21 protein-coding genes are annotated in these 24,726 nt (G+C 63.8%); 12 read left to right on the plus strand and 9 right to left on the minus strand.

The features are described from left to right. The first annotated feature begins 53 nt into the window (after positions 1 to 53). From trpC to EBQ26_RS12695, 9 genes are all read left to right on the plus strand, one after another. Entirely contained in the window at positions 54 to 854 is an 801-nt protein-coding gene (trpC, locus tag EBQ26_RS08115; protein WP_122238519.1) for an indole-3-glycerol phosphate synthase TrpC, read from the plus strand. A gap of 80 nt (positions 855 to 934) precedes the next feature. Beyond that, positions 935 to 1,747 (plus strand): IS5 family transposase, encoded by an 813-nt coding sequence (locus EBQ26_RS08120; RefSeq protein WP_122238520.1) that lies wholly within the window; start codon positions 935 to 937, stop codon positions 1,745 to 1,747. A gap of 185 nt (positions 1,748 to 1,932) precedes the next feature. After that, positions 1,933 to 2,922, plus strand: a complete 990-nt coding sequence (locus EBQ26_RS08125; RefSeq protein WP_122238521.1) for a malate dehydrogenase — start codon at positions 1,933 to 1,935, stop codon at positions 2,920 to 2,922. A 126-nt stretch (positions 2,923 to 3,048) separates the two neighbouring features. Beyond that, positions 3,049 to 4,050: an HpcH/HpaI aldolase/citrate lyase family protein gene (locus tag EBQ26_RS08130; RefSeq protein ID WP_122238522.1), complete on the plus strand. Its 1,002-nt coding sequence runs from the start codon at positions 3,049 to 3,051 to the stop codon at positions 4,048 to 4,050. Positions 4,051 to 4,092: 42 nt separating this feature from the next. Then, on the plus strand, positions 4,093 to 4,713 hold the full coding sequence (locus EBQ26_RS08135; RefSeq protein ID WP_122238523.1) for a hypothetical protein: 621 nt from the start codon (positions 4,093 to 4,095) through the stop codon (positions 4,711 to 4,713). 103 nt (positions 4,714 to 4,816) lie between these two features. Further along, positions 4,817 to 7,414 (plus strand): bifunctional aconitate hydratase 2/2-methylisocitrate dehydratase, encoded by a 2,598-nt coding sequence (acnB, locus tag EBQ26_RS08140; protein WP_122238524.1) that lies wholly within the window; start codon positions 4,817 to 4,819, stop codon positions 7,412 to 7,414. 454 nt (positions 7,415 to 7,868) lie between these two features. Further along, positions 7,869 to 8,291: a hypothetical protein gene (locus EBQ26_RS08145; protein WP_122238525.1), complete on the plus strand. Its 423-nt coding sequence runs from the start codon at positions 7,869 to 7,871 to the stop codon at positions 8,289 to 8,291. Positions 8,292 to 8,354: 63 nt separating this feature from the next. Further along, entirely contained in the window at positions 8,355 to 10,589 is a 2,235-nt protein-coding gene (locus EBQ26_RS08150) for an AAA family ATPase (RefSeq protein ID WP_238944243.1), read from the plus strand. 204 nt (positions 10,590 to 10,793) lie between these two features. Continuing rightward, positions 10,794 to 11,594 carry a hypothetical protein gene (locus tag EBQ26_RS12695; RefSeq protein WP_147474032.1) on the plus strand — a complete coding sequence of 267 codons (801 nt, stop codon included), beginning with the start codon at positions 10,794 to 10,796 and terminating at the stop codon, positions 11,592 to 11,594. A 71-nt stretch (positions 11,595 to 11,665) separates the two neighbouring features. Here EBQ26_RS12695 and EBQ26_RS08155 read toward each other — a convergent pair whose 3' ends face one another. Further along, positions 11,666 to 12,550: a PP2C family protein-serine/threonine phosphatase gene (locus EBQ26_RS08155; protein WP_122238527.1), complete on the minus strand. Its 885-nt coding sequence runs from the start codon at positions 12,548 to 12,550 to the stop codon at positions 11,666 to 11,668. A gap of 263 nt (positions 12,551 to 12,813) precedes the next feature. Between EBQ26_RS08155 and EBQ26_RS08160 the strand changes: the two genes are divergently transcribed. Further along, entirely contained in the window at positions 12,814 to 13,668 is an 855-nt protein-coding gene (locus EBQ26_RS08160; RefSeq protein ID WP_122238595.1) for an SIR2 family NAD-dependent protein deacylase, read from the plus strand. 102 nt (positions 13,669 to 13,770) lie between these two features. After that, entirely contained in the window at positions 13,771 to 15,648 is a 1,878-nt protein-coding gene (locus EBQ26_RS08165; protein WP_122238528.1) for a glutamine--tRNA ligase/YqeY domain fusion protein, read from the plus strand. 814 nt (positions 15,649 to 16,462) lie between these two features. Here the strand turns inward: EBQ26_RS08165 and gspK are convergent. From gspK to EBQ26_RS12700, 5 genes are all read right to left on the minus strand, one after another. Next, positions 16,463 to 17,491, minus strand: coding sequence for a type II secretion system minor pseudopilin GspK (gene gspK, locus EBQ26_RS08170; protein ID WP_147474033.1), 1,029 nt, complete (start codon positions 17,489 to 17,491; stop codon positions 16,463 to 16,465). A 38-nt stretch (positions 17,492 to 17,529) separates the two neighbouring features. Continuing rightward, on the minus strand, positions 17,530 to 18,348 hold the full coding sequence (locus EBQ26_RS08175; RefSeq protein ID WP_122238530.1) for a prepilin-type N-terminal cleavage/methylation domain-containing protein: 819 nt from the start codon (positions 18,346 to 18,348) through the stop codon (positions 17,530 to 17,532). A 2-nt stretch (positions 18,349 to 18,350) separates the two neighbouring features. Continuing rightward, a complete protein-coding gene (gspI, locus tag EBQ26_RS08180) occupies positions 18,351 to 18,752 on the minus strand; it encodes a type II secretion system minor pseudopilin GspI (RefSeq protein ID WP_122238531.1) in 402 nt (133 codons plus the stop codon). Beyond that, complete coding sequence (locus tag EBQ26_RS08185) at positions 18,749 to 19,198, minus strand: pilus assembly FimT family protein (RefSeq protein WP_122238532.1); 450 nt, start codon at positions 19,196 to 19,198, stop codon at positions 18,749 to 18,751. Before EBQ26_RS08185 ends, gspI begins: the two co-directional genes overlap by 4 nt. Before the next feature lie 167 nt (positions 19,199 to 19,365). Beyond that, entirely contained in the window at positions 19,366 to 19,566 is a 201-nt protein-coding gene (locus EBQ26_RS12700) for a hypothetical protein (protein ID WP_147474034.1), read from the minus strand. Between EBQ26_RS12700 and EBQ26_RS08190 the strand changes: the two genes are divergently transcribed. Further along, positions 19,565 to 20,935 carry an exonuclease SbcCD subunit D C-terminal domain-containing protein gene (locus tag EBQ26_RS08190; protein WP_122238533.1) on the plus strand — a complete coding sequence of 457 codons (1,371 nt, stop codon included), beginning with the start codon at positions 19,565 to 19,567 and terminating at the stop codon, positions 20,933 to 20,935. The genes EBQ26_RS12700 and EBQ26_RS08190 overlap by 2 nt on opposite strands. Positions 20,936 to 21,124: 189 nt before the next feature. Here EBQ26_RS08190 and efeO (EBQ26_RS08195) read toward each other — a convergent pair whose 3' ends face one another. The 3 genes from efeO (EBQ26_RS08195) to efeO (EBQ26_RS08205) form a co-directional block, all read right to left on the minus strand. Next, a complete protein-coding gene (gene efeO / locus EBQ26_RS08195) occupies positions 21,125 to 21,997 on the minus strand; it encodes an iron uptake system protein EfeO (RefSeq protein WP_275265349.1) in 873 nt (290 codons plus the stop codon). A 27-nt stretch (positions 21,998 to 22,024) separates the two neighbouring features. Then, the gene (gene efeB, locus EBQ26_RS08200) at positions 22,025 to 23,425 is read right to left on the minus strand and encodes an iron uptake transporter deferrochelatase/peroxidase subunit (RefSeq protein ID WP_122238535.1); all 1,401 of its coding nucleotides are present in this window, start codon (positions 23,423 to 23,425) and stop codon (positions 22,025 to 22,027) included. A 68-nt stretch (positions 23,426 to 23,493) separates the two neighbouring features. Continuing rightward, positions 23,494 to 24,714 (minus strand): iron uptake system protein EfeO, encoded by a 1,221-nt coding sequence (gene efeO, locus EBQ26_RS08205; protein ID WP_122238536.1) that lies wholly within the window; start codon positions 24,712 to 24,714, stop codon positions 23,494 to 23,496. Between the last annotated feature and the right edge of the window lie 12 nt (positions 24,715 to 24,726).

The raw sequence follows: 24,726 nt of genomic DNA on the forward strand, positions 1-24,726 counted from the left end.
GGCCTGAAGCCTTGCGTTTTTTGCGCTTTTCTTTTTTGTGAGTGGAGCCGCCCATGTCCGACATTCTGGAAAAAATCATTGCCGTCAAGCGCGAAGAAATCGCCGCAGCGCAGAAAAAAGCCCCGCTCGCAGCCGTGCGCGCCGATGCCGAGAGCCGCGTGCTCACGCGCGACTTTGAGGCCGCCTTGCGCGCCAAAATCGCACACGGCCAGGCCGCAGTGATTGCCGAGGTGAAAAAAGCCAGCCCCAGCAAGGGCCTGTTGCGCGAGCCGTTTTACCCCGCCGACATCGCGCAAAGCTATGCCGAAGGCGACGGCCAGACCAGCGCGGCGTGCCTGTCGGTGCTGACCGACAGGCAATTCTTCCAAGGCAGCGTCGATTACCTCAAACAAGCGCGCGCCAGTGTGGATTTGCCTGTGCTGCGCAAAGACTTCATGGTGGACCCCTACCACATCTACGAATCGCGCGCGATGGGGGCGGACGCCGTACTGCTCATCGCCGCCGCGCTGGACGATGCGCAGATGGCCGACTTCGAGGCCATCGCCCACGGGCTGGATATGGCGGTGCTGGTGGAAGTGCACGACCGGGCCGAGCTGGAGCGCGCCCTGCGGCTGAAAACCCCGCTGCTGGGCATCAACAACCGCAACCTGCGCACCTTTGAAACCCGCTTGCAAACAACGCTGGACTTGCAACGCGAAGTGCCCGCCGACCGCCTGCTGGTGACCGAATCGGGCATCGCCACGCCGCAAGATGTGCAGCGGCTGCGCGATGCAGGCGTGCATGCCTTTTTGGTGGGCGAGGCCTTCATGCGCGCCCAAGAGCCGGGGCTGGCGCTGGCGCAGTTGTTTGGCTGAAGAACTGGCCTGAAAGACGGGCCTAGAGCGTGTTATGCACTTTTCCGAGAGGTGGTGCTGAGCTTGGATACAGTGCCAGCATGTCTCGCAAGCCTTACCCCAGTGATGTCAGCGATGAAGAATGGAGCTTTGTCGCCCCTTATCTGATCTTGATGGATCAAGAGGCACCGCAGCGTCAGCACGATCTGCGAGAAGTCTTCAACGCGTTGCGCTGGCTGGTGCGTGCAGGCGCCCCCTGGCGCATGCTGCCCAATGACTTGCCACCGTGGGAGGCTGTGTATCAGCAAAGCAGGCGCTGGCTGGATGCAGGTTGTTTCGAAGCCATCGTCTCGGACCTGCGCTCCATCATCCGGCTCGCTCAAGGTCGGCAGGGGCAGCCAAGCGCTATAGCCATCGATAGCCGCACCCTGCAATCGAGTTGCGAGAGTGGAACGCGGGCTGGCTATGACGGCTACAAGCGCCGCAACGGCTCCAAGGTGCATATGGCTGTGGATACGCTGGGGCATTTGCTGGCCTTGCATGTCACGCCCGCCAACGAGCAAGAGCGCGATCAAGTCGATGCGCTGTGCCAGGCGGTGCAACAGGCAACGGGAAAGAGCGTGCGCAAGGCTTGGGTCGATCAAGGCTACACGGGGCAAAGGGCGCGGGATGCGGCGGCGCAAAACGGCATTGCCCTGGAGGTGGTGAAGTTGCGCGAAGCAAAAAAGGGCTTCGTTTTGCTGCCAAGGCGCTGGGTGGTGGAACGCAGCTTCGGCTGGCTTGCGCGCTTTAGACGCTTGTCTCGTGATTACGAGCGATTGCCAGACGTACTGGGGGGATTGCACTTCGTGGTCTTTGCCATTCTCATGCTGCCCAATGCCATGCCGTTGATTCGGTTGGCTCAAAGTTCATAACACGCTCTAGGGTTTTCCGCATGTCTTATATAAGACATAAGAAAAAGAAGGGTAAAATCCCGCGCCGCCATTGCCAGCGCGCGCCGCTACGCCCAGTGCGCCGCAGGCCGCTTTCTTCTTTTTCTCTCGATAGAACGGGGGCAATGCGCGCCATTTTCTCTCTTAACCCACAGTGGAGTCTTTGTATGAGCAAAAAAGCCGCACGCGTCGCGGTGACCGGTGCCGCCGGCCAGATTGGTTACGCCCTGTTGTTCCGTATCGCTTCTGGCGAGATGCTGGGCAAGGATCAGCCCGTGATCCTGCAACTGCTGGAAATTCCCGACGAAAAAGCCCAGAAAGCGCTGCAAGGCGTGATCATGGAGCTGCAAGACTGCGCCTTCCCACTGCTCGAAGGCATTGTGGCTACGGGTGACCCTGAAGTGGCCTTCAAGGATGCCGACTACGCCCTGCTGGTGGGCGCCCGTCCGCGCGGCCCCGGCATGGAGCGCGCCGACCTGCTGGCCGCCAACGCCCAGATCTTCACTGCCCAGGGCAAGGCCCTGAACAAAGTCGCCAGCCGCGACGTGAAAGTGCTGGTGGTGGGCAACCCGGCCAACACCAACGCCTACATCGCCATGAAGAGCGCGCCCGACCTGCCGCGCGAGAACTTCACCGCCATGCTGCGCCTGGATCACAACCGCGCCGCCAGCCAGATCGCCGAGAAAACCGGCGGCAAAGTCGGCGAGATCGAAAAACTCACCGTCTGGGGCAACCACTCGCCCACCATGTACGCCGATTACCGCTTTGCCACCATCGGCGGCAAATCCGTCAAGGACACCATTAACGATCAGGAATGGAACGCCAACGTGTTCCTGCCCACCGTGGGCAAGCGCGGCGCTGCCATCATTGAGGCGCGTGGCCTGTCCTCGGCCGCATCGGCCGCCAACGCCGCCATCGACCACATGCGCGACTGGGCGCTGGGCTCCAAGGGCCAGTGGGTCACCATGGGTGTGCCTTCCAACGGCGAATACGGCATTCCCAAAGATGTGATCTTCGGCTTCCCCGTGACCACCGAGAACGGCAAGTACAAGATCGTCGAAGGTCTGGAAATCGACGCCTTCAGTCAGGAGCGCTTGGACAAGACCCTGGCTGAGTTGCAAGGTGAGCAAGACGGCGTCAAGCACCTGCTGCCGTAAGCCGACGTTGGCTACGCCCCGCTCGGTTGCGTGCGAGTGGGGCGTAGCGCGCTTTTGCCTTGATTTGTCTTAAGCCGCTGCTTGGCAGCGGCCCCTTCTTGTTGCGCCATTCTTTACCTGCCCTTCATGTCTGCCGCATCTGCCCATCCCCGCGACGTTCTCCTTGGCGCCCAGGCGTCGGCTTGGTTGTTGCCTGTGTGCGACCACTACAGCGGTGTGGAGGCGCGCATGCGCAAAAGCCTGCAATTGCAGGCCGAGATGGCGCAGGAATTTGGCGCGTGTGTGTTTGATGTCACGCTGGACTGTGAAGATGGCGCGCCAGTAGGCGGCGAGCGCGAACATGCTGCACTGGTTGTGGCGTTGGCGCAGGAGGCAGCGCCGGGCATGCGCGTGGCCGTGCGCGTGCATGCCATCGATCACCCCGCGTTCGCCGAAGATGTGCACACCATCGTGTCGCAGGCTGGAGAGCGCCTGTGCCATGTGATGATCCCCAAGGTCGATACTTTGGCCGATGTGGAGCGCGCTGTGCGTGAGGTCGATGCCGCTGGCGGCGCACATCTGCCCCTGCACGTTTTGATTGAATCATCGCTGGGGGTGCATAACGCCTTTGCCATCGCGGCGCATGCGCGCATCCAGTCCATCAGCTTTGGCTTGATGGATTTTGTCTCTGCCCACGGCGGCGCCATTGGCGCGGATGCGCTGGGCATGCCGGGGCAGTTCCAGCATCCGTTGGTGCTGCGTGCCAAATTGGAGTTGGCGGCCGCCTGCCACGCCTTTGGCAAAACGCCCTCGCATTGCGTGGTGACGGAGTTTTCGGATACCTCCGCTTTGCACGCCGCTGCGCGCAAGGCCAGCCGAGAGTTGGGCTATACGCGGATGTGGAGCATCCATCCGTCGCAAATTCGCCCCATCGTGCAGGCTTTCTCCCCCGAGCCGGCCGAGCTGGATGCCGCAGTGCAAATCCTGGAAAAGGCGCTTGCTGCACAATGGGCGCCCATCAGCCACCAGGGCGTCTTGCACGACCGCGCCAGCTACCGTTATTACTGGCAAGTCATTGAGCGGGCGCACCACACGGGGCAAGCCTTGCCCGATTTCTTGAAAGCGTGGCTGCTGCCTGAAGGTGGTTGAGCCAATCCAACTATTAATTTCACGCCAACCATTGACTCTGCCATGCGCGCCTTTTTGCATTTTTCTTCCATGATCCTGGCCAGCGCCGTTTTGGCCGGCTGTAATTTCGCCACGCTTTCGGCCAAGCCTGGTGATGCCCCGCAAGACAAAGCCACTGCCTATCCGCCCGCGCCTGGACAGGCCGCTGCTCAGGCGCCTGCGGCAACCCATTTGACGGGGGTGGACTACGTGATCAGCCGGGTCATTAAGGAGGACTTCCAGTGCCGCGATTCGCTGGTGCTCAACGTCAGCGAAGCCCCGGGCAATCCGCGTGAATTCATCATCAAGGGTAAAAACTTTACCTACCACATGGTGCCCACCGTGGTGCCCAGTGGTGCCATCCGGCTGGAGAACATGGCGCAAAAAGTCATTTGGCTGCAAGTCTCTGGTCGCGCCATGCTGATCGACCAGGCCAAGAGCAAACGCCTGGCCAATGAATGCATCCCCGTGTCCAGGTTGGCTGCGCACGAGGCGGAACAAGCCCGCGCGCAAGCTGCAGCCCAGGCTAAAGCTCAGGCGGCGCAACCAACCAAGAAGGTAGCCGCCAAGGCCAAAGCCGCTACGGCCAAGGCCAAGGCGTCCGCCAAGGCCAAGACCTCTGCCAAATCCCAAGCCAAGAAGTAACCCATTCCCGCAGCGCTATTGGGGCGCTGCCCCTCACCGAGCGTCGGGCACAGAGACCCGGTGATTCGTGAACCTTATAACCATCAGCCCCAGGAGAAAAAACATGCTCAATGAGTACCGCCAACACGCCGCCGAGCGCGCCGCGCTCGGCATCCCGCCGCTGCCGCTGGACGCCAAGCAGACCGCCGAGCTGATCGAGCTCATCAAGAACCCGCCCGCAGGTGAAGAAGAGTTCCTGATGGAACTGCTCACGCACCGCGTGCCGCCGGGCGTGGACGATGCGGCCAAGGTCAAGGCATCTTTTCTGGCAGCCGTGGCGCATGGCGACATCCAGGTTGGCCTGATCTCCAAGGCCAAGGCCACCGAGCTGCTGGGCACCATGGTGGGCGGCTACAACGTGCATCCGCTGATCGAGCTGCTGGACGACGCCGACGTGGCCGACGTGGCCGCCGAGGCGCTGAAGAAGACGCTCTTGATGTTCGACTTCTTCAACGACGTGGCCGAAAAAGCCAAGGCCGGCAACGCCAAGGCCAAGGAAGTCATGCAAAGCTGGGCCGATGCCGAGTGGTTCACCAGCCGCCCCAAGGTGGAGGAGAAGATCACCGTCACCGTGTTCAAGGTGCCCGGCGAGACCAACACCGACGACCTCTCCCCCGCGCCCGACGCCTGGAGCCGCCCGGACATCCCGCTGCACTACCTGGCCATGCTGAAAAACACCCGGCCTGACGCGGCCTTCAAGCCCGAGGAAGACGGCAAGCGCGGCCCCATCCAGTTCATCGAGGACCTGAAGAAAAAAGGCCACTTGGTCGCCTACGTGGGCGACGTGGTGGGCACCGGCTCGTCGCGCAAGTCCGCCACCAACAGCGTGATCTGGGCCACGGGTCAGGACATCCCCTTCGTGCCCAACAAGCGTTTTGGCGGCGTCACGCTGGGCGGCAAGATCGCGCCCATCTTCTTCAACACGCAGGAAGACTCCGGCGCGCTGCCCATCGAGGTGGACGTGAGCCAGATGGAAATGGGCGACGTGATCGACATCTTCCCCTACGAGGGCAAGATCGAGAAAAACGGCCAGAAGATTGCCGACTTCCAGCTCAAGAGCGAAGTGCTGCTGGACGAAGTGCAGGCCGGCGGCCGCATTAACCTCATCATCGGCCGCTCCCTCACGGCCAAGGCGCGCGAGGAACTGGGCCTGCCCGCCTCCACCGAATTCCGCCTGCCCAAGGCCCCGGTCGATACCGGCAAGGGCTTTACGCTGGCGCAGAAAATGGTTGGCCGCGCCTGCGGCCTGCCTGAAGGTCAGGGCATCCGCCCCGGCACCTACTGCGAGCCGCGCATGACCACCGTAGGCAGCCAGGACACCACCGGCCCCATGACGCGCGACGAGCTGAAAGACCTGGCCTGCCTGGGCTTTTCCGCCGACATGGTGATGCAGTCCTTCTGCCACACCGCTGCCTATCCCAAGCCTGTGGACGTGAAAACCCACCGCGAGCTGCCCGCCTTCATCAGCAACCGCGGCGGCGTGGCCCTGCGCCCGGGCGATGGCGTGATCCACTCCTGGCTCAACCGCCTGCTGCTGCCTGACACCGTGGGCACGGGCGGCGACAGCCACACGCGCTTCCCGATCGGCATCAGCTTCCCTGCCGGCTCCGGCCTGGTTGCCTTTGGCGCCGCCACCGGCGTGATGCCGCTGGACATGCCCGAGAGCGTGCTCGTGCGCTTCAAGGGCGAGCTGCAACCAGGCGTCACCCTGCGCGACCTGGTGCACGCCATCCCGCTGTACGCCATCAAGGCCGGGCTGCTGACGGTTGCCAAGGCCGGCAAGAAAAACATCTTCTCCGGCCGCATCCTGGAAATTGAAGGTCTGCCCGACCTGAAGGTGGAACAAGCCTTTGAACTCTCCGACGCCAGCGCCGAGCGCTCGGCCGCCGGCTGCACCATCAAGCTCAACAAAGAGCCGATCATCGAGTACCTGACCTCCAACATCGTGCTCATGAAAAACATGATCGCCGATGGCTACGAGGACGCCAAAACCCTGGCGCGCCGCATCGAGAAAGTGGAGCAATGGCTGGCCAACCCGCAACTGCTGGAGGCCGACGCCGACGCCGAATACGCCGCCGTGATCGAGATCGACATGAACGAGATCAAGGAGCCCATCGTCTGCTGTCCCAACGACCCGGACGACGCCAAGTTCCTCTCCGAAGTGGCGGGCGAGAAGATCGACGAAGCCTTCATCGGCTCGTGCATGACCAACATCGGCCACTTCCGCGCCGCAGCCAAGCTGCTGGGCGGCCAGCGCGACATCCCCGTCAAGCTGTGGGTGGCCCCGCCCACCAAGATGGACCAGAACGAGCTCATCAAGGAAGGCCACTACGCCGCCTTCGGCACCGCTGGCGCGCGCACCGAAATGCCCGGCTGCTCGCTGTGCATGGGCAACCAGGCGCAGGTGCGCGAGGGCGCGACGGTGATCTCCACCAGCACGCGCAACTTCCCCAACCGCCTGGGCAAGAACACCAACGTCTACCTGGGCAGCGCCGAGCTGGCCGCCATCGCCTCGCGCCTGGGCTACCTGCCCACGCCCGAGGAATACCTCAAGGAAATGGGCATCATCGACGCCGACAAGGCCAGCGTGTACCGCTACATGAACTTCGACCAGATCCCCGAGTACGCGGAAGTGGCCGAAGGCGTGAAAGCTGCGCAGTAACAGCCAGCCTCTGTCTTTGACGCAACGGAAACCGGCCTGCGCTTTGCGTGGCCGGTTTTTTTATAAATCATTAGGCAATAAAATCGCCCTGTTTCGGCAAGTTGGATATGGGTAAATATTTATTTTGATATGTAATGTGGTGAGTGCAGATCTATCCGGCACACGCACTTCTTGCAACAAGCGGGCATTGCCGTGGGCTGCATCGAAGATGACGGGGTCGTGCAAGTCTGCGACACGCGCGGCCCGCACGGCAACAGTCTCTCGTTGGCGTTGCTTATGAAACCTGCCGCCGCGTTACCTTGTTGAACCAAAGCACTCTTCGCTAAGCGCCATCTCAAAACCGGCCTCGCACACGCGGCGCCGGTTTTTTTTCTGCAAATCCACGCTTAAGACGCCCCTCGTCGGATTCTTCCCTGCGGCAGTGCGTCCGCAGCAATTGATTGAAAGGATGAATATGAAAAACGATCGATCCAAGCAAGGCTCAGCCAAGGATTTATTGAGCAAATTGCAGATAGATGTCGAATCTTCCATGCCGTTGGCGGATGAAGACTTGCCTTACGGGTGCAGTCATGAGGAGTTGGTCCAGGCCCTGCAAACGCGCTTTCAGGCCCTGCGGCGCAGGCAGTGTTTTCAGCCGGGCGATTTGGTGACCTGGAAACCCGGCTTGCGCAACCGCCGCTACCCCGTGGATGGCCGCCCCGCCATTGTCTTGCAGGTGCTGACAGAACCTGTCTTCGATGAGGAGCTCAACTCAGGCTCGAACTACTTCCGCGAACCGCTGGATTTGGTGCTGGGCCTGGTGCTGGAGGAGGGGGAGCAGCGGGGCAATTTGTTGGCCTGGCACTTCGACAGCCGCCGTTTTGGGCACTGGAAATGAATGGAATGGAAGGATTTTTAAATGACAAAAAATGGAACAAATAAGCGTATTTTGCGTGCTGATATGGACAAAATCGATCCAGTCGAGTTGCGCGCTGCCCACTTGGCGCTGCGTTTTTGGATGTGCCAGGACGAGCTGGATTTGTCTCGAAATCACGACCTGGTGCGCCATCTGTGGTGTGTATGCCTGCCCCTGTGGGAGCGCGATGTGCTGATCGCTGAGATGGCGCCCAGGCTCCAGCGACTATCCACGGGCGAAGGCATGTATTCGGACATCCTGAGGGCCAGCGTCATGCGTATCCGCCAAGGGGGCGATGCAGCCCAGGAGGCCGCGCGGCTGATGGCGTACAAGCAGCTGAGTGGCCGTCAATGTGGGGATTTGATGGATTTGCTCGTAGACATGTTGGGCCTGATGCGCGAGCAGCTTTCGAGCGCCGATTGGCAAGCGTTGGCCTTGGCCGATGGCCAGGAGCCTACGCACCCCAGCGTTCGGCTGCTGGCTGAGCAGGCGGGGTTTAACCGGGTGGAGCAGTGCTTGCTGGACATGGCCGAAAAAAGGCATGCCGTGCTTGCCTTCGACGGGCTGCTGCGAGGGATCGATTGCAACGGCATGGATACCGCCATGTTCTTGCTGGCCAAGGTGCTGGCTTGCAAGCCCCTGCAAGTCATGCAGGCCGTCAGCGCCCAGTCGCCCTTGGTGACGATGAAGCTGCTGAAATTCCGCAAATACTCCCGCGACCTGGATGACATGCTGGAGAGTGGCGATGAGCTGCACATGGTGCTGGTGGCCGAGCCTGCCACGCGGGAGGAACTGCTGGACGTCTTTCTGGAGCCTGCCAGCGCCAGCCCGTGGCAGTTGCAGGATTTCCCGCACCTGCTGGACCAAGCACAGCGTGCGGCGCAGGCGCTGCGGCAAGCCGCCACTATGGCCGAGCCCGGCGTCAACGCCTTGCTCTACGGGCCGCCGGGCACCGGCAAGACAGAGCTGGCCTACAGTCTGGCCGCTGCCGCAGGCCTGCGGGCCTGCCGCGTGCGCACCGAAACCGACGAGGGCGAGCTCATGGATCGCTCGGAAAGGCTGTCGGCCTACGTGCTGCTGCAACGCCTGTTGCGCCACGATCGGCAATGTGTATTGGTATTTGATGAGGTGGAAGACGTGTTCGATGACGCAGCAGGCATGCTGGCCGCATTGCTGGGCAATGGCGAGCGGGCCGGCAGCAACAAAGGCTGGATCAACCGCACGCTGGAGGAAAACCTCGTGCCTGCCATCTGGATCACCAACCAGGTGCGCGGCATGGATCAGGCCTTTCTGCGCCGCTTCATGCTGCCCATGGCCGTGGGCACGCCGCCGCTGGTCGTGCGCCAGCGCATTGCCCAGGTGCACCTGCCCGACGACCGCGTGCCCCAGGCGCTGCGCGAGCAACTGGCGCGCGACGACAAGCTGCAACCGGCCCAGTTCGGCATGGCCAGCCGCCTGCTCAAGCTGCTGCCCGGCGCCGACGCCGCTGATGCGGTGCGCCAAGGCATTGCCGCCAGTCGTCGCTTGCTGCATGGCAGCGGCCAGCCGCACCTGCGCCAGTCGGCCACGGAATTCGATCTGGAATTCTTGAACCTGGCCGGCGAACTGGCGCCGGGCCGGATCATGGCGGCCTTGCAGCGCAGCGGCCAGGGGCGGCTGTGCTTCTTCGGCCCGCCAGGCACTGGCAAGACGGAGTTTGCGCACGTGCTGGCCGAGGCGCTGGAGCGCGAGCTGATCGTGCGCACCAGCGCCGAGCTGATGTCCAAATGGGTGGGCGAGACAGAACAAAACATCGCCCGCCTGTTCGACAGCATCGACCCGCAGCGCAGCATCCTGCTGCTCGACGAGATCGACAGCCTGCTGCGCAGCCGCACGCTGGCAGAAAAAAGCTGGGAAGCCACGCAGGTCAACCAGTTGCTGCAATGCATGGAAAGCTTTCCCGGCATCCTGATTGCCGCCACCAACCTGGCCGACAAGCTGGACGCCGCCGCATTGCGGCGCTTTGACTTCAAGCTGGAGTTCCGCCCGCTCAAGCCCGAGCAGCGCCTGCGCCTGCTCGCCCGCGAAACCCTGGGCGACGCCGACCGCGCCAGCGAGCTGCCCGCGCCCGTGGCCGAGCGGCTGCTGCACATGCCAGGGCTGACGGCAGGCGACTTCGCCAACGTGGCGCGGCAGCGCCAGTTGTTGGGTGAAAGCCTGAGCGCAGAGCAATACCTGCGCCGCCTGATGGTGGAACTGCGCTTCAAGGCCGCAGAGCAGGGCGGTGTAAGCGGGGTGTAAGAAACAAAAAAGCAGCGCAGAGATGCGCTGCTTTTTTGAATTAATTATTGTTAGAGTGTGTTATGCACTTTTCGCCCCCTGCGAGAGCGCCCCGCCTTGCGATTAAACGGTTTTGCGGCCAGCGCGGGGGAGCACAAGGTGCATATATACTCTAACGCTGGTTTGGTTTTTTATGGCGCCTATTTTTTATGAAAGGATGATGCCGTGAACGATGGAGTGGATAGGGACTTTGCAAACTGGGCGCTGAATTACTCTGGCTGTGATGGCGGGGATTGGGGTGATCCGGGAAATCCATCTATTTGGGTGTGTGGCATAGAGTGGGGTAGCCCGAGGAATATTGATGGCAATCTGGATGTGGATGCAATGAGGGAGTGCTTCAGGAGTCCCGTAAATGCGGAAGGCTATGATAATGTCGAGGAGCAATGGGTGTATTCATACAATAGGGCCTGCTTCAAAATTTTTTCTGCAATTCATGCTCTCGATGAGAGAGGTAATGGTTTCCGTGAGGTTGGAAGGGCTGAACAATACAAAGATTTCGCTCATAGGGTTCGCCCTTTTGTCAAGGGGTGCAGAGGTTATGCCAAGATCAATCTTTACCCTCTTGCTTTCAGGAATATAGGAAAAGAGTTGTGGACTGAAGTTCATAGGCAGGCAACAAAATTCAGCAACAAGAATGATTATGTTGAGTGGGTTGCGAAGAATAGGTTTCCTGTAATGAGATCCTGGGTGCAGGAAAAGAGGCCAAGGCTGATTATTTGTTTCGGTGTTAGTGGAAGATATCCGGAAGATTTTAGGCGTGCATTTCTGATGGGGGATAGGTTATTTGAAAAGAAAAAGGTTGATGGCTGTAAATTTGAAATATATGTTCAGTACTCTGATGAGCGTCATAGGACGCTTGTTGCAGTGGCGCCATTTCCGACATCTCCTTCAGGTGGTCTGCTAAGCAATGCTGCGCGGCAAAGGCTTGGTGAGTTTTTGGTAGGGATGCTGAATGCCAATAATTGAAAATATTTGATGGTGTGATGCAATTTCTTCATGTTGTTGTTTTTCTGATTTTTCGAACTTTTAATTAAAAATCAAACACGACAATTTTGCACCCTCACCACCACTACCGAGCAGTCGTCCGATGCGCCGGCCTGCAAGTAGGCCGCCTTCAGGGCCTGCACATTGGCATCCAGGCTGGTCTGACGCTGCCACAGCAGTGGTAGGCGCTCATCGCCCAGGCTGTCGTGCAGGCCATCGGTGGCCAGGATGAACACGTCGCCCGCTTGCACCTGGCCATGCCAGATGTGCAGCCAGTTTTCAGGCGTTGGCGGCGGGGTGTCGTCGTCTGCCGGGTCGTCCAGCAAGTCGGGCTCGTCGCCCTGGTCGCTGCCCAAGGTCAAACAATGCAACAAGCCCTGGTAGATGGATGCGCTGGCGCCGTGCTGTTCGGGGCTGACTTCGCCTTCGTCCAGCATGTGCTGCCAGATGGTGTGGTCGCGGCTGAGTTGTTGCCAGGCCATGCCGCCCGTGGCGTTTGGACGCAGACGCCAGATGCGCGAGTCGCCGCAGTTGACGGCGCAGGCTTGGCCATTCTGGATCATCAGGCTGGCCAGCGTGGTGGAGGCGCCTTGCGTGGCGGGCCTGAGGTAGCGCGATTGCCATGCCGAGACGGCTGCGCGCACCAGGGCCGGCAGGGCCGATGCGCTGCCGGGCAGCAGGTCGGCCCGGTGGTGCAGGGTGTGCAGCAAGCTGCGGCTGGCCAGAGCGGCATGCGGGCTGGCCGATACGCCATCGGCCACCGACAGCCAGAGCGCACCGCCTGCAACGGGCAGCGCGGGTAGAGTGGCGTTTTGCTTTTGCCAGACTTGGCATTGGCCTGCCCATTGGAAGGCTAGGGCGTCTTGGATGGTCGGGTGCTTGCCGTGGGGTAATTGGCAGGCGGCGATGGCGTGTTGGAACAGGGCAAGGTCGAACATGGTGTGCGTAAGAGATTGTTCAAAATCTTGGCACGAGGGGGGACAAGAAGCGGTTGGCGATGGGTTGCAAGGCGGCCCCCCGCCTCAGAGCGCCCAAATCCGCTTTCTCGAGCGCCGCGTAGCAGTTTTGAACAGAGGCGCTACAGCATGGGGATGTGAGAAGGGCGCGCTGCACGGAAAGCCAAAACGGGGTGCTGGATCTTTTCCCCGTTGGGCACTCCGCAGCGAGACAAGATGGGATGCATATGACGCAGATACAAGGCATGAAAGACTGCAATGAAAACCTGGCGCGCGCCGCCGCACTGGTAGCGCAGGCCGATGCGCTGCTGGTGTGCGCGGGCGCGGGCATGGGGGTGGATTCGGGGCTGCCCGATTTCCGTGGCGATGAAGGGTTTTGGCGCGCTTACCCGGCGTTGGGGCGGGCGCGCCTGTCTTTTACCGAGATTGCCAATGCGCGGCGTTTTGCGCGCGATCCGGCGCTGGCTTGGGGCTTTTACGGCCACCGCCTGGCGCTGTACCGGGCGACGCAGCCGCATGCGGGCTTTGCGCTGCTGCGCCAATGGGGCCAGCGCCTGCCTGGCGGCTGTTTTGTGTTCACCAGCAATGTGGACGGGCAGTTTCAAAAAGCTGGCTTCGATACCCAGGCGATCGAGGAATGCCACGGCTCCATCCACCACCTGCAATGCAGTCGACCTTGTTCGGAGAGGATTTTGCCGGCCGATGGTCTGCAAGCGCGTGTCGATGAAGCCGCGTGCCGCTGGCTGGGGCCTTTGCCGCTGTGCCCGGATTGCGGCGCGGTGCTGCGGCCCAATGTGCTGATGTTTGATGACTGGCAGTGGATCAGCGCGCGGAGCGATGCGCAGCGCCGCCGCCTGGATGCCTGGCTGGCGCAGCAACAGCAGGCTGGGCGTCGCCTGGTGGTGATCGAGCTGGGCGCAGGCACGGCCATTGCCACGGTACGGCATTTTGCGCAGCGGGCGCGTCAGCGCCTGTCGAAGCAGGGCGCAGGTCTGGTGCGCATCAACTTGCGTGCGCCGCGGGTGTCGGATCCGCAGGACGTGGGTCTGGCCTTGGGCGCACTGGAGGCCTTGCAGCAGATCGAACAGCGGCTGCCTTGAGCCTTTTGTCGCGCGCTCGACCTGCGTGGGCATGGACGAAACAGTTTGCGCTGCCTCTCGCCCGGCCCAACAGAGCGGGCGCCGTCCCTACAATCGGCGCCCATGAACACATCCACTTCCCCTGAAAGCGCTGCGCCTGGTCAGAACGAGGGCGCAGAGACCAAACCCAGCAACTTTCTGCGCCAGGCCATTGAGCACGATCTGGCGCAAGGCACCTACGCCCAGCGCCGCTGGGGCGGCAGCCCGGGCGATGGTGCGCACCATGCGGCGGGCATGGCCGATCCCGCGCCGGTGCGCATGCGCTTTCCGCCCGAGCCCAACGGCTATTTGCACCTGGGCCACGCCAAAAGCATCTGGCTGAACTTCTCGCTGGCGCAAGCCTATGGTGGCGCATGCCACCTGCGCTTTGACGACACCAACCCCGAGAAGGAAGAGCAGGAATACGTCGATTCCATCCGCGAGCTGGTGCAGTGGCTGGGCTACGACACCGGCTACGCCGACGTGCCCGGCCAGCCCGGCGTGGTGCAGCCGCATGTGTATTACGCCAGCGATTATTTCGACTTCATGTACCGCGCTGCCGAGTACCTGATCGAGGCCGGGCACGCCTACGTGGACGAGCAAACGCCCGAGCAAATGCGCGCCAACCGGGGCGACTTCGGCACGCCTGGCATCAACAGCCCCTGGCGCGACCGCAGCCCGGCCGAGAACCTGGCGCGCTTTCGCGAGATGCGCGATGGCCAACACCCCGATGGCAGCATGGTGCTGCGCGCCAAGATCGACATGGCCAGCCCCAACATCAACATGCGCGACCCGGCCATCTACCGCATCCGCCGCGCCACCCACCACAACACGGGCGACAAATGGTGCATTTACCCCATGTACACCTTTGCCCACCCCATCGAGGACGCGCTGGAGCAAATCACCCACAGCTTTTGCACGCTGGAGTTTGAAGACCAGCGCCCGTTTTACGACTGGCTGCTTGAGCGCCTCTGTGAAGGCGGCCTGCTGCAAAGCCCCCCGCCGCGCCAGTACGAATTTGCGCGCCTGAACCTCACCCACGTCATCACCAGCAAGCGCCGCCTGCGCCAGTTGGTGGAAGAAGCCCACGTGGACGGCTGGGACGACCCGCGCATGCCCACCCTGGCCGGGCTGCGCCGGCGCGGCTACACGCCCGATGCACTCAAGCTCTTTTGCGAGCGCTCGGGCATTTCCAAGGCCGGCGGCTGGATCGACTACTCCGCGCTGGAAGGCGCGCTGCGCGACGTGCTTGACCCCATCGCTCCGCGCGCTCTGGCCGTGCTCGATCCGCTCAAGCTCGAACTCACCAACTGGGACGCCCTCTTTGGCGCGGGCCACCTGGAGCCTTGCCAGGCCCCGCTGAACCCGCACGACGAGGCCGCTGGCCAGCGCCAGTTCACCCTCGGGCGCGAGAGCTGGATCGAGCGCGAAGACTTCATGGCCGTGCCCAGCAAAGGCTTTCGCCGCCTGTACCCGCCGCACACCGGCGGCGACGGCCAGCCCAAGGAAGGCAACAAAGTGCGCCTCAAATACGGCTACGTCGTGCAATGCACTGGCTTTGAGCAAGACGCCGATGGCCGCGTTACCAAAGTGCTGGCCGAAGTCATCCCCGACACCAAGAGCGGCACGCCCGGCGCGGACAGCGTCAAGGTCAAGGGCGTGATCGGCTGGGTGGGCGCGCACGACGGCGCAGCGGCCGAGTTCCGCCTGTACGAGCGCCTGTTCAAAGTGGAACACCCCGGTCAGGCCGAGCTGGCTGAAGAACTCAACCCTGGCAGCCTGCAAATCGCCCGCGGCTACGTGGAGGCGGGCCTGCTGCAAGCCGTGCAGGCCGAAGGCGAACAGCCGCGCCCTTGGCAGTTCGAGCGCCTGGGCTACTTCGTGCGCGACCGCCGCGCGCCGGTCGGTGACGGCCTGGTCTTTAACCGCGCCTGCGGCTTGAAAGACGGCTGGAAGGCTTGAGCGCCTGTTCAAATTCTCTGCACGGCGATCAAGAGAGCGGGGTTGGGCGGTCTGCGGTGTTGCAAAGCCTCGCCATAGCGGGGGCTATGGCTGTGTTTTGCGCCTTGCAGCCCATCCCACCCCGCTTCTTGCCCACTCGTGCCGAGATTTTGAACAGGCTCTGAGCGCTTGGGCAAGGGCGTTGAGCGTCAACGGGGCTGCCGCGTCGCATTGGCGGGCAGCCTTTTTGGTATTTTTGCCAATCAAAAAGAAATAAAATGCCCTTGTTTGGGCAAGTTGGTGTTCGAGTGGATTTTTCTTTGGTTTGTGTTTTGAGGGTTGGCCTGCAAGCGCCCCGGCGCATGGGGCGGATGCTGGCGTGTGCGGCCCGTCTGGCCGCTGCTGGCCGCAGTTTGATGCAGCCTGAAACGCCAGAGGCATCAACCACCCGCTGGCCGGTGGGAGGCGGATCACCATCCGCGCCGTTCGCTGCTGGCCTGAAAAGGCGCGCAGCTACGCCTGAAAGGAGGGTGCGGCACTTACCCCTGCCGCCGCCCGCTGGCCTTCGGACTATATGTGGGGTTGTCTTTTGAACTGGCTTGGGGATTCTGTGTGAAATCCTTGGCCGGGCGATGGCCCCGGTTATGCCTGAAAAGGTTTGTTCTGAATAGTGGGGCAAGCCTCTAGAAAAAAGAAAGATCCAGCCTCGCGCATGGCCAATTTTGCTTTTGGGTAGCGGCGTGCATGGATGTTTTATCGATCAAAGGAAATAAAACTGCCTTATTTCGGTAAATTGGTGTTTGATTTGATTTTCCTTTGATTGGAATAATGAGGCCTATTGCGGGCTGGCCTGCATCAGCGCCTCCAGCGGCGTGCCCGGCGGCACGGGGCAGGCGCGGCCGAGGGTTTGCAGGGTTTGGCCTTGGCGCTCGACGAGGAATTGGTCCTGGATTTCCAGCTCGTCGATGCGCAGGCGGCCGGCGACGAGGAAGTATTGGCTGGCTACGCCAAAGAGGTTGGCGTCCAGTTGCACGCCTTCGGGCATGAAGGCTTGTGCGTCGGCCAGCGAGGTAAAGGGTTTCATGCGCACGGCGGCGAGTTTTTCTGCCGTGGCCGCGCCCGCTTGCGGGGGCAGGGCAGCGGCGAGCACGCGGGCGCTGGCGGTGTTGAGGTTCAGGCGCGTGCGCCCGGGCAAGATGGTGGCGTGCGGGCGCAGCAGGGCGATGTGCTCGGCGCTCAGGCCCAGCCAGCCCAGTTGTTCGATGCAGCGCGGCGCCAGCGGCACGGGGGCGTCGAGGTCGCGGCGGGTGGCGTCGAGGTATTTCTGGGCGACTTGCTGCGCCAGATCGCCGCCCAGGCCCAGCGCTTCAAACAGGCGCTGCCATTGCGCCAGCGCGGCGGGGTCAATGGCTTGGTGGCGGATGAGGTTGCTGAGGTTGAGGCGTCCGTCCAGATCGAGCATGCCGCCGCTGAAGTAGGCCTGGCCGAGGTCGGCATTGGCGTCGGTGGCGATGTTGCGCTCGGCGCTGAGGAAGGCGCCGAGTTTGGATTCGGCCAGCGGCACGGTCCAGGGTTCGTCCAGGTGGTCGGCTTGCTGGGCTTTGCGGCGGTCGTCGGTGGCATCGATGCGCAGGATGATTTTGGACCAGTCCAGCGCGCCGCGCACCAGCCAGTGCACTTGGGCCTGGGCGCGTTCGTCGGCTTCGGCCTGGGCGCTGCGCCATTGCTGCCAACTGGCGCTGGCGGCGAGGCTGGCGACCAGGGCGACGATGAGCATGGCCAGCAGCAGGGCGACGCCGCGTTGCGGGCGCGGCGCGGCGGATGCGGCGGCGGGCGGGGCGATCACAAAGGGCGCAGTGGGCATGGCGATCAACGGGCGATCAATGGGCACTCAGCGCGCGATCATCGGGCGCTGCCGAAGGTGGGGGCGAGCCAGTCGCGTGTGATCTGGCCGCTGAAGGTGTGGCTGAAGGGGCCTGCGTTGCCGGGCAGGTGCAGTTGCAGGCGGATGGCGTCGGGCAGGCGCGGGCGGTTTTCCAGGTTGTGGTGGGTGTTGGGGTTGCCGGGTGCGTTGGGTGTACTGGGCGGGTTGGCGCTGTCTGGCGCGTCCGGCGCGCCGGGCAGGCCGCCCGATTGCAGTTGCTGGCTGGAGAGTGGGTTGCTCCACCGCCCTTCCAGCGCGTAATGCAGTTGCCAGCGGGCCAGGGGCAATAGCTCCAGGCCTTGGCCCAGGGCGCTGGATTGGCCTTGCGACCAGGCGGAGGCGGCTTGCCAGGCGGCGGCCCATTGGGCGCGGTCGTATAGCGGCTGGGATTGCCAGCGTGCCCAGTAGGTTTGGCCGCTCTGGCTGCGGTCGCTCCAGGCGACGACGCGCAGGGCGGGCGGCTGGCCGGGGGCGACGCTGGCGTTGCGGGTGATGCGCAGGACTTTGCCGTTCCAGTCCAGCGGCGGCAGCGCGGGGGTGAGGGCGATTTCGTCCAGATCGCGGCTCCATTGCGCCAGCGCGGTTTGGAGGGTGGCCTGGTGCGTGGCGCTGTCGTGGGTGTAGCGCTGCGCGCGCAGCAGGCTGTCCACGCCTTGCCAGCTCAGCGCGGTCATGACGGCCAACAGGGCCAGGGCGACCAGCACTTCCACCAGCGTGAAGCCGGGCGCGGCGGGCCAGGGGGCCGCAGGGACTGTCGCTGTAGGGGCCGCAGGGGGCGAGACAGGTCGTGCCAGCATGCTCAAAAGCGCCCGACCAGGGTGGAGAGCGAGAGCACGAAGTGCTCGGGCGTGCTGACGCGGGCATCGACGCGCCGCAGCGAGGGGTTGATGGTGCCGCTGGTCACCAGCTCCACCTCATAGCGGCGCCCGGCTTGCTCGCATGGGCTGCGCGTGGCGCCGATGGAAGGGAGCTGGCCGCGCGCGAGCAGGCGCATCTCCACCAGCGCGTTTTCCGCGCACCACTGGGCCAGCAGCACATCCTGGCGGCGCTCGGCGCTGTGCAGCAAAGCGCCCGCCACGCGCGTGCCTGCCGCCAGCGCAATGGCGACGACGGCCAGCGCCACCAGCACTTCCACCAGCGTGAAACCGCGTGCGGGCGGCGTGGCGGTGCGCAGAGCAGAGAGGGGAGTGGGGGACTTCATGGCGTGGCCTCTTGCACCTGAAAGGGCGCCAGGCCATCCGTGGCGATGGTCACGCGCAGGCTGGGGTGGCGGCGGTCGCCCAGGGTGACGCTTTGCGGCGGCAGGATCGGCTCGGGGCCCAGTTGCAGATCGCCGCCTTGCAGCACCACGGTGCCCGCGCGCTCCCACGCGGTGGGCAGGCGATCGAGCCAATGGCGCGTGCGGCCTTCAAACACAAAGCCCTCGGGCGTGGCGCGCCAGCGCACGCTTTGGCCGCTGGCGCGTGCGTGCAGGCGGGCCGCTTCCAGCAGCATGGCCAGGCGCTCGCCCTCGTCGGCCAATTGGCGCTGCGCGCCGCCCGACCAGCCCACCACGGCCAGCCCCGTGGCGATGGCGATGATGGCGGTGACGACCATGATCTCCATCAGCGTAAAGCCACGGCTGGCGCGCCAGAAAGTGCGGTGCATGGGAAGGAGTGGGGGCAAGGGGAAAGGGCGGAAGGGCAAAGCGCAAGGCCGGGGCATTGTAGGCGCGCCCACATGGCCAGCATGGCGAGCGTGGGCGGCCTGGGCAGGCACAATGGGTTGAGCTGGGCTGTATGGCAAGGCGACTGCAGGCGATTTGATTATTTCAATCAAAAGGAAATTGCAAGCATTGCCAATGTTGCCAAAACAAGGACATTTTGTTTCTTTTTGATATGTAATAAATGCGGATGAAGGGGCCGGGCCGTGCACCCCATCCACGTGATGGTCGCGTGATGATGGGCGGCGGCTGGCAACGACGCAGCGCCTTTGCACAACCCGGCACATTCTGGATCTGGAGCCGTTTCTCTCATGAAAATCCTGCACACCTCCGACTGGCACCTGGGCCGCGCCTTGTATGGGCGCAAGCGCCATGAAGAATTTGCCGCGTTTCTCGACTGGCTCGTCGCCACCGTGGCCGAGCAGCAGGTGGACGCGCTGCTCATCGCGGGCGATGTGTTCGACACCAGCACGCCGGGCAACCGCGCCCAGGGGCAGTACTACCGCTTTTTGCACCGCATCGCCGCGCTGCCCAGTTGCCGCCACGTGGTGGTGGTGGCGGGCAACCACGATTCGCCCGCCTTTCTGGATGCGCCGCGCGACTTGCTGGCGGCGCTGGATGTGCACGTCATCGGCCAGGCGCGGGCCAATCCGGCCGATGAGGTGCTGCTGCTGCGCGATGCCCAGGGCCAGCCCGAGCTGCTGGTGTGCGCCGTGCCGTATTTGCGCAGCAGCGATTTGCGCAGCGCCGAGCCGGGCGAGAGCCTGCATGAGAAGGAGCAGAAACTGCGCGAAGGCTTGCACGCGCACTACGCCGCCGTGGCCGAGCACGCTCTGGCGCAGCGCGCGGCGCTGGTGGCGCAAGGCGGGCCGCCGGTGCCCATTGTCGCTATGGGGCATTTGTACGCCGAGGGCGGCAGCGTGCAGGCGCGCGAGGGGGAAGGTGTGCGCGATTTGTACGTTGGCTCGCTCGGGCGCGTCGATGCCAGCGCCTTCCCGCCCGCGTTCGATTACGTGGCGCTGGGCCATTTGCATGTGCCGCAAAGCGTGGGCGGCGCGCCAGCCATTCGCTACAGCGGCTCGCCCTTGCCCATGGGCTTTGGTGAAGCGGGGCAGGCCAAAAGTGTGTGCCTGGTGCAGTGGGCAAGGCCATCGCCCGCCGGGCAGAGCGCTGCTTCGGCAGCTGTTTCGGCAGCTGTTTCGACCGCACCCGAGCGCATCGAGCTGCTGCCCGTGCCCACCTTCCAGCCCCTGGTGCGTGTCAGCGGCGATTGGCCTGCGATTGCCAGCCGGTTGGCGCAGCTGGCTCAGGCCGATGCGGACATCCTGGCCCAAGCCAGCGCCGATCCTGCCGCAGCGGCCCCCGCGCCCCCCGGCGCGTGGCTGGAGGTGGTGTACGACGGCGTGGCCCTGATGCCCGATTTGCGCGCGCGGCTGGACGAGGCCGTGGCGGGCACGCGCTTGCAGGTGCTGCGGGTGAAAAACACCCGCCTGAGCGCCCAAGCGCTGGCGCACAGCGCGCAGGCGCTGACGTTGGAGCCGCAAGAGCTGGATGCGCGCGAGGTGTTCGAGCGCTGCCTGGAGGCCCACGCCGTTGCCGCCGAGCAGCGCCAGCCGCTGTGGCAGGCGTACGACGAAATCCTGCATGCGCTGCATGAGGAGGATGCGCAGGCGCAGGAGTGATTCGGCCCGGTGCTGAATTACATATCAATATAAAAATGGATTTAGCAATATCAAGCCCAAATATGGGTGAAAAATTTTCTATTGATTTAGAAAATAACGCCCTCACGGCGCTGGGGCAGGCCGTGAGGGCGTTTGGCAGGCACGGGCCGCGCGGCCCGTGCAGTGGGCGATGCGGCTGAGGGCTGTCGATCAGTTCAGGCCGAGCTTGCCGCGCAGGGTGGAGAGGTCTTCGGCCAGCTTGTTGATGGCGGCGGCCATGACGGTGCGGTCTTTGTCGCTGAGCTGGTCGTAATCGACATAGCCCTTGCCGTCCTTGGCCTCGTATTTCTTCAGGATGTCGAAAACGGTTGTGAAGTTCTTGTCCACTTCGGCCAGGAAGGTTTTTTCCTTCTCGGCGATGAGCGGGCGCACGAGTTCGACGATTTTGTAGGAGCCATCGACGTTGGCTTTGAAGTCCCACAGGTCTTTCTTGCTGTAGCGGTTTTCCTCGCCGGAGATTTTGGTGGCGGCCACTTCTTCCATCAGCACGGCCGCGCCGCCGACGACGATCTCGGGCGGGAAGGTCAGCTTGCCGATGCGCGATTGCAGCTCCTTGACGTCGGCCAGCAGCTTGTCGGCCACGGGCTTGACGTCGTCGGCGGTTTTTTTCTCCCACAGGCTGTATTCGATGCGGTGGAAACCGGGGAAGGCGGGGTCTTTCTCGGCGCCTTCGTAGTCGTCGGCGCGCGAGTCGATGGCCACGTCCAGATCGCTGAACAGCTCGGCGATGGGTTCGACTTTTTCATAGCTCACGCGCGTGGGGGCGTAGAGGGTTTTGGCTTTTTCGATGTCGCCGGCCTTGACGGCTTCGACGAAGGCGGTGGTGTCCTTGACGAGCTGGTCAACGTTCTCGCTGACGTAGAGCTTGTATTCGGCAATGGGGGCCACGAGGTCGAGCGCGGCAGCCTTGGCTTGCGCGAAGGCGTTGCCTGCCAGGGCTGCCAGTGCGGCGGTGGCGATGAGGTGTTTGAAGGTCATGGTCAAGTCTCCTGGCTGGCGTGCAGCCGTTGGGGTGGGAAAAATGGTTTGGCCAGGGTGGGTTAGCTGGCCTTAGCTGGCTTTTTGCGTGCCTTGGCGCACGGCGGCGATGAGGGCGCTGCCCAGGTAGTCGCTGTTGCCCTGCACGCCGGGCAGGGTGAAGAAGTAGCCGCCGCCGACGGGCTTGATGTATTCCTCCAGCGGCTCGCCGTCGAGCTTGCGCTGCACGGCGATGAAGCCTTGCTCCAGATCGGCCTGGTAGCAGATGAACAGCAGCCCCTGGTCAAGCTGGCCGTTCTTGGCGATGCCGTTGGAGTAGTTGAAGGGGCGGCGCAGGATGAGGTGCTTGTCCGATTCGGGCGTGCGCGGGTTGGCCAGGCGGATGTGTGAGTCCAGCGCGGTGATGTCGCCCTCGGGGTCTTTGCTGTAGTCGGGCACCTGGAATTCGGTGGCGTCGCGCTGGTCCAGCGGCGCGCCGCTCATCTTGGTGCGGCCGAAGATTTGCTCTTGCTCGTTGAGCGGGGTGCGGTCCCAGCGCTCGACGAAGTTGCGGATGATGCGCACGGCCTGGTAGGTGCCGCCGTGCGCCCAGGCCGGCTCTTGCTGGCGCTGGCTGTCCACCCACACGATGCGGCGCATCAGCGCGTCGTCGTCGGCATTGGGGTTGGCCGAGCCGTCGCGAAAGCCCAGGAAGTTGCGCGCGCTCTCGACGCTGCCGTCGGGGCCGGGGGCGATGACGGGGACGTTGCCTTCTTGCTTCCAGCGCGGCACGAGCTGGTCGCTCAAGTTCTTGATGATGTCGCGCAGGGCGTGGATGGTGGTGTCTTGCGTGTTGGCGCAGATTTGCAGGCTGATGTCGCCGTGGCAGAGGGATGCGTCCAGCGCGTCGTTGGGAAAGCGCGTCATGCGCTGCAATTGCACGGGCTTGTGCGGCGCCAGCCAGGGGCGATCGTCAAACAGCGAGCTGCCCAGCGAGACGGTGATGGTCAGCGCATCGGGCGCGATGTCGGGGCCGAGGATGCCCGAATCGGCCGGCGGCAGCAGCGGGTCCAGCTCGGGCGGCGTGCCGCCCTGGGTGAGGAACAGGGCGCGCTCGGTCAGGCGCCGCAGCAGGTGCTCAAGCTCATCGGGCGTTTCGGCCAGGGCCGCAAAGCTGGCGATCATGCCGTTGGCCGGGCGCGCGGTGGTGATGCCCGCCTGGTGCGGGCCGAAGAAGGCCACGCGGTCTTGCGGGGAGGCGCGGTGGCTGACGGGCGCATCGGTGACTTTGCCCGAGCCTTTGGGGCTGGCCGCAGCGCCTGCGCTGGCGGCGGCCTGGTGGGCGCAGCTGCCCAAGGCGGCCGAACCCAGCCCGGCCAGCCCGGCCAGCCCGGCCAGGCCCAAGCCCTTGAGCGCCTGGCGGCGCGGCAGGGCGGGTCGGTCGTTGCTGGGGGTGGGGTTGTCGGGGTTTGCCTGGGATGTATCGCGTGTCATGGCATGGATCCGTGGGTATGAAAAATGGGTGCGCTGGCTGGCTCGCGTGCCCGTTGGTAATGGCCGGGTTACTCCAGCCCCAGTGCGGGGTTGATCTGGGCGATGGCGTCGGCCAGCTCGCCCAGCAGGGCGGCGAGCCGGGCGCGCTGCTCGGGCGTGATTTGGGCGTAGGGCGGCCAGCTGGGTTCGGAATCTGTTTCGCCTTGCGCCTGCACTTGGTGCGCCTGTAGCGCGTTACGCACGGCGGCAAAGCGCTGCTGCACCTGGGCGGCCAGCTCGGGCTGCGCGCCTTGCAGCAGCGGGCCGGTGAGCAGGACGATTTTTTCCATGCCCTCCAGGTTGGCGTGCACATCGGCCAGGTCGGTCTGGGCGTAGGGGTTTTCGCCTTGAGCCAGCGCGCCTTCTTGCAGGCGGTGGATCAGCCAGAGGGCGCTGTCGCTCAAGTCCTCGGGCTTTTGTTGCAGCTCACGCAGACGGGTTTTGAGGGCATCGGCATCGGCGGCCAGTTGCTGGGCTGCGTTGCTCAGGCCAGCGGTGCTGCCTTGTTGGAACAGGGCTTTTTCCAGGCGGTGAAAGCCGGTGAAGGCGGGGTCGTCCTCGCGCTGGGCCAGGTAGCTGGCCTGCGGGTCGATGCGCGCCTCCAGATCGGCAAAGCGCCCGGCCACGCCCTCGATGCGCTTGTAGGCCGCGCGCGCTTGTAGCCAGTGCGCGCGAGCGGCGTTCACATCGCCTGCCGCAACGGCTTCGGCCAGGGCCAGGGCTTGTTTGTGCAGCGCGCCCGATTGCATGATGAGGTGCACGCGGCTTTCCGACAGCGGGCCGATGAAGGCTTCGATGGGCGGGCGCAGGCGCTCGGCCTCGGACGATGCGGTGGGCGTGACGGTGAGGCTGCCGCGCGGGTTGGACAGCAGGCCGCAGGTGATGGCGAAGCTGCCGGGGCGCAGCTTGACGGTCAGCAGCGAGTGAAAGCCCGGCGCGATGTTCTCGCGCTCGGCGACGACCATCACGCCGTCGAGGATCTCCCACTCCAGCGGGCGGCGCGAGGCGTTGTGGATTTCGAACGTGGTCACGCCCGCAGGCAGGGTGAAGTCGGCCGGCTCGCAGGTGGCGTCGTTGACGATGACCTTGTGCGTGTGGCCGCGCTCAGGCCCCTTGGCCGTGCGCGTGGCGTAATAAAACACGGCGATGGCGGCCACCACCAGCAAGGCCGAGAGCGCCAGCGCGATGTAGATGAATTTGCCGGGGCCAGGGGCGCTGGCCGGGGTTTGAGGGGCGGCGGTGGGCTGCATGGGCGGTTTGAA

The sequence above is a fragment of the Allofranklinella schreckenbergeri genome (assembly GCF_003703475.1).
In the GTDB taxonomy this organism is placed as follows: domain Bacteria; phylum Pseudomonadota; class Gammaproteobacteria; order Burkholderiales; family Burkholderiaceae_C; genus Lampropedia; species Lampropedia schreckenbergeri.

What these genes read in the sequence shown, in the direction of transcription:
- EBQ26_RS08125 (WP_122238521.1), top strand. Translation starts at nt 1,933, where the DNA reads ATGAGCAAAAAAGCCGCACGCGTCGCGGTGACCGGTGCCGCCGGCCAG.
- EBQ26_RS08145 (WP_122238525.1), top strand. Translation starts at nt 7,869, where the DNA reads ATGAAAAACGATCGATCCAAGCAAGGCTCAGCCAAGGATTTATTGAGC.
- trpC (WP_122238519.1), top strand. Translation starts at nt 54, where the DNA reads ATGTCCGACATTCTGGAAAAAATCATTGCCGTCAAGCGCGAAGAAATC.
- EBQ26_RS08135 (WP_122238523.1), top strand. Translation starts at nt 4,093, where the DNA reads ATGCGCGCCTTTTTGCATTTTTCTTCCATGATCCTGGCCAGCGCCGTT.
- acnB (WP_122238524.1), top strand. Translation starts at nt 4,817, where the DNA reads ATGCTCAATGAGTACCGCCAACACGCCGCCGAGCGCGCCGCGCTCGGC.
- EBQ26_RS08155 (WP_122238527.1), bottom strand. Translation starts at nt 12,550, where the DNA reads ATGTTCGACCTTGCCCTGTTCCAACACGCCATCGCCGCCTGCCAATTA.
- EBQ26_RS08150 (WP_238944243.1), top strand. Translation starts at nt 8,355, where the DNA reads ATGGACAAAATCGATCCAGTCGAGTTGCGCGCTGCCCACTTGGCGCTG.
- EBQ26_RS08190 (WP_122238533.1), top strand. Translation starts at nt 19,565, where the DNA reads ATGAAAATCCTGCACACCTCCGACTGGCACCTGGGCCGCGCCTTGTAT.
- EBQ26_RS08160 (WP_122238595.1), top strand. Translation starts at nt 12,814, where the DNA reads ATGAAAGACTGCAATGAAAACCTGGCGCGCGCCGCCGCACTGGTAGCG.
- EBQ26_RS08130 (WP_122238522.1), top strand. Translation starts at nt 3,049, where the DNA reads ATGTCTGCCGCATCTGCCCATCCCCGCGACGTTCTCCTTGGCGCCCAG.
- EBQ26_RS08175 (WP_122238530.1), bottom strand. Translation starts at nt 18,348, where the DNA reads ATGCTGGCACGACCTGTCTCGCCCCCTGCGGCCCCTACAGCGACAGTC.
- gspI (WP_122238531.1), bottom strand. Translation starts at nt 18,752, where the DNA reads ATGAAGTCCCCCACTCCCCTCTCTGCTCTGCGCACCGCCACGCCGCCC.
- EBQ26_RS08185 (WP_122238532.1), bottom strand. Translation starts at nt 19,198, where the DNA reads ATGCACCGCACTTTCTGGCGCGCCAGCCGTGGCTTTACGCTGATGGAG.
- efeB (WP_122238535.1), bottom strand. Translation starts at nt 23,425, where the DNA reads ATGACACGCGATACATCCCAGGCAAACCCCGACAACCCCACCCCCAGC.
- EBQ26_RS08165 (WP_122238528.1), top strand. Translation starts at nt 13,771, where the DNA reads ATGAACACATCCACTTCCCCTGAAAGCGCTGCGCCTGGTCAGAACGAG.
- efeO (WP_122238536.1), bottom strand. Translation starts at nt 24,714, where the DNA reads ATGCAGCCCACCGCCGCCCCTCAAACCCCGGCCAGCGCCCCTGGCCCC.
- gspK (WP_147474033.1), bottom strand. Translation starts at nt 17,491, where the DNA reads ATGCCCACTGCGCCCTTTGTGATCGCCCCGCCCGCCGCCGCATCCGCC.
- EBQ26_RS08120 (WP_122238520.1), top strand. Translation starts at nt 935, where the DNA reads ATGTCTCGCAAGCCTTACCCCAGTGATGTCAGCGATGAAGAATGGAGC.
- EBQ26_RS12700 (WP_147474034.1), bottom strand. Translation starts at nt 19,566, where the DNA reads ATGAGAGAAACGGCTCCAGATCCAGAATGTGCCGGGTTGTGCAAAGGC.